4 protein-coding genes are annotated in these 2477 nt (G+C 39.2%); 2 read left to right on the top strand and 2 right to left on the bottom strand.

The genetic code is table 11. The features are described from left to right. A partial coding sequence (locus IBX40_12675; protein ID MBE0525164.1) for an MBL fold metallo-hydrolase occupies positions 1-536 on the top strand: 536 nt, incomplete at its 5' end. A gap of 143 nt (positions 537-679) precedes the next feature. On the opposite strand, the gene IBX40_12670 is transcribed toward IBX40_12675, so the two are convergent. Both IBX40_12670 and IBX40_12665 read right to left on the bottom strand, forming a co-directional pair. Next, positions 680-853: a hypothetical protein gene (locus IBX40_12670; GenBank protein ID MBE0525163.1), complete on the bottom strand. Its 174-nt coding sequence runs from the start codon at positions 851-853 to the stop codon at positions 680-682. A gap of 87 nt (positions 854-940) precedes the next feature. Then, entirely contained in the window at positions 941-1192 is a 252-nt protein-coding gene (locus tag IBX40_12665) for a hypothetical protein (GenBank protein ID MBE0525162.1), read from the bottom strand. A 538-nt stretch (positions 1193-1730) separates the two neighbouring features. Between IBX40_12665 and IBX40_12660 the strand changes: the two genes are divergently transcribed. Then, positions 1731-2477, top strand: coding sequence for a cache domain-containing protein (locus tag IBX40_12660; GenBank protein MBE0525161.1), 747 nt, complete (start codon positions 1731-1733; stop codon positions 2475-2477).

Genomic DNA, 2477 nt, shown 5'->3' with positions numbered 1-2477 from the left:
TAACCCATACACATTTTGATCATATTGGCAGCCTTGCCGAGATCCGGAAGCTCTGTAATTGTCAGGTAGCAGTTCATCAACAAGAGAGTGATCTGCTAATAACAGGCCAGGTTGTCATACCCAATGGAACGAATCTTCTTGGTAAAAGTATGTCCCGGGTTGGCAGGACCCTTGCGAAGCGCTGGTCCCCATCCCAACCAGTTAATCCTGATATACAGATTTGTGGTGAGATGTCCCTTGATCAGTTCGGTGTGACTGGCAGGATAATTCCCACTCCCGGTCATACAGACGATTCCATATCAGTCCTGCTCTCCACTGGTGAGGCTTTCGTGGGTGATCTGACAGTGAACTACTTACCCTTCGGACTTGGCCCGATCTTCCCACCATTTGCCAACGACATCAATGCTCTTATGAAAAGCTGGGGGAAAATTATTGATGCTGGTGCAAAAACCATATCTCCGGGTCATGGCAAAACTTTTGATGTGGGATTATTGATCAAAAAATATGAAAGCATGTTGGAAAAATTTATCTCCTAACATTTTCTTTATCTGCTGTTCTCTTTTTAATTTGCATATCTGTACACGACAGGACTGTTGATGATAGACAGATCAATGATCCATGGAATGGATAATACAAAGACTATCAAGAGTTTAATGGTTTCATGATAATTTCTTCCAGTTTATTTTTTCACCTTCTTCATGCTCGCACCGATAACAACAAATAAGAGCGCGAGAGCACCAATTTGCGGGGTTTGGTCCTGTGACAGATACCCTGTTATTAAACCCACTGCACCACCAACAAACAAAGCAATCCCAATTAGCAACACCAATTCGCCGATTTTTCTGTTATCCATTTTATATTCACCTCCACATCAGTTGTTCATCCTGTAGTCCCTTTTTGGCATTTCCCCTGAATTCTTTTATTCGATTTTCTGTGCATTCTAAACCGATTGATGAATGTGAGTATTTACCATATCCACAAAAGCCATATCCAGGATTTCCGTTATTTGCAGTTCAGTGGATCTAACGATCCTGGAAACATCGCTAAATAATTGCAACTGTTGAAATAATGGTTGCAGTGGTCTATTATAGATCATCCTGTGTGCAGTTGTTTCGTGATAGTCGCGCCCGGTAGTAGTCTGTAGATTAATTTCACATCCCGGGTACCTGCATTTCTCTCCCATTTTCATCACTTCATTCTTATTCGATTGTGACTTTTTTATATCTCTATTAATTATCTCATTGAGATATTTATACTTATATTTTTCGATTAATGGGCTAGTTTAATAATTTACTGATGTTATTGGTAATTAATATAGAATCTAAATAGTACTGATATTATCCTACTTTTGAGAAACAGGAAGCTCTTTCCTTACCGTACCTCATATATCCGAATATCCCGCCTTAACAGACTTGGAAAATGAGTCTATTAAGCATGTTTTTCCAGTGAAGTTTTTAGATCCTTTACTTCGATCATTTCTCCAACTCCGTTTGTTTTGTTAACTCCCACATATCATGCAAAACGAGTAGATTTTTAAACAGGTCTACCGTAATTTGTCTATTTATAGTTATTTATAAATACTAATGGTGAACCTGTTAAGTCGGTAAAGTGGAAGGCCTGGATATGGGTGCTGATGATTATGTTACCAAACCCTTCATTCTTAAGGAACTTAAGGCCCGCATAAAAAGCGTGCTTAGAAGATCAAGAAATGTATAATTTGGAGCACATATGTGAAAATACGGTCTGAACTAACTATCTTTTTTTTAATTATATCAATAATACCTCTTTCTGCTGTTGTCTATACTTCATATAACTATAGCCAGGAAGCCATCCGTGATTCAATAATGGACAATCTTGCTGGTGCTACTGAAAATACCGGTCAGGCCATTGATAACTGGATGGATGTGAGAAAGAGTGATATCCGTATTATCTCCAAGTCCAGAATGGTGGCAGATACAGAAAAAGCACAGCTGCATGAATATCTGAACACCTTCGAACGTGAACATGCAGGAGTCTATAAGGAGTTCTTTATTCTCGACCAAAGTGGGGACATAATGTTCTCAACCCTTAACAGCACAGGAAATGTTGGCAACCAGAAGTATTTCACAGAAGCTGCCAGTGGAAGACTATTCGTATCAGATGTTTATCTCTCTAAAACAGGTTCCCCTGAAGTAATAATAGCAAATCCCATTGAAAAGAACAACACATTGACCGGCATCATGGCTGCAAGGGTGGGTATAGAGCAGCTGTATGGAATAATTGAAACAGTTGATATCGGAACCTCAGGAGAAGTATTTATTGTCAATAATAATGGAGTCATCATCTTTCATGAGAACAGGTCCAAGATCCTGCAAGAGGATGTCAGGAATAATTTTGCAGTCAAGGAGGTCACCTATGAAAAGAACGGGATAGCTGACTACGTCAATTATACTTCACACCTCCAAAAATTGAGCTTTTTCAAATCTCTGAAACCGTAA

The sequence above is a fragment of the Methanosarcinales archaeon genome, from assembly GCA_014859725.1.
Classification (GTDB): Archaea; Halobacteriota; Methanosarcinia; order Methanosarcinales; family Methanocomedenaceae; genus Kmv04.
Note: the sequence above shows the minus strand (reverse complement) of the source record. Positions and strands in the feature narration are given on the sequence as shown.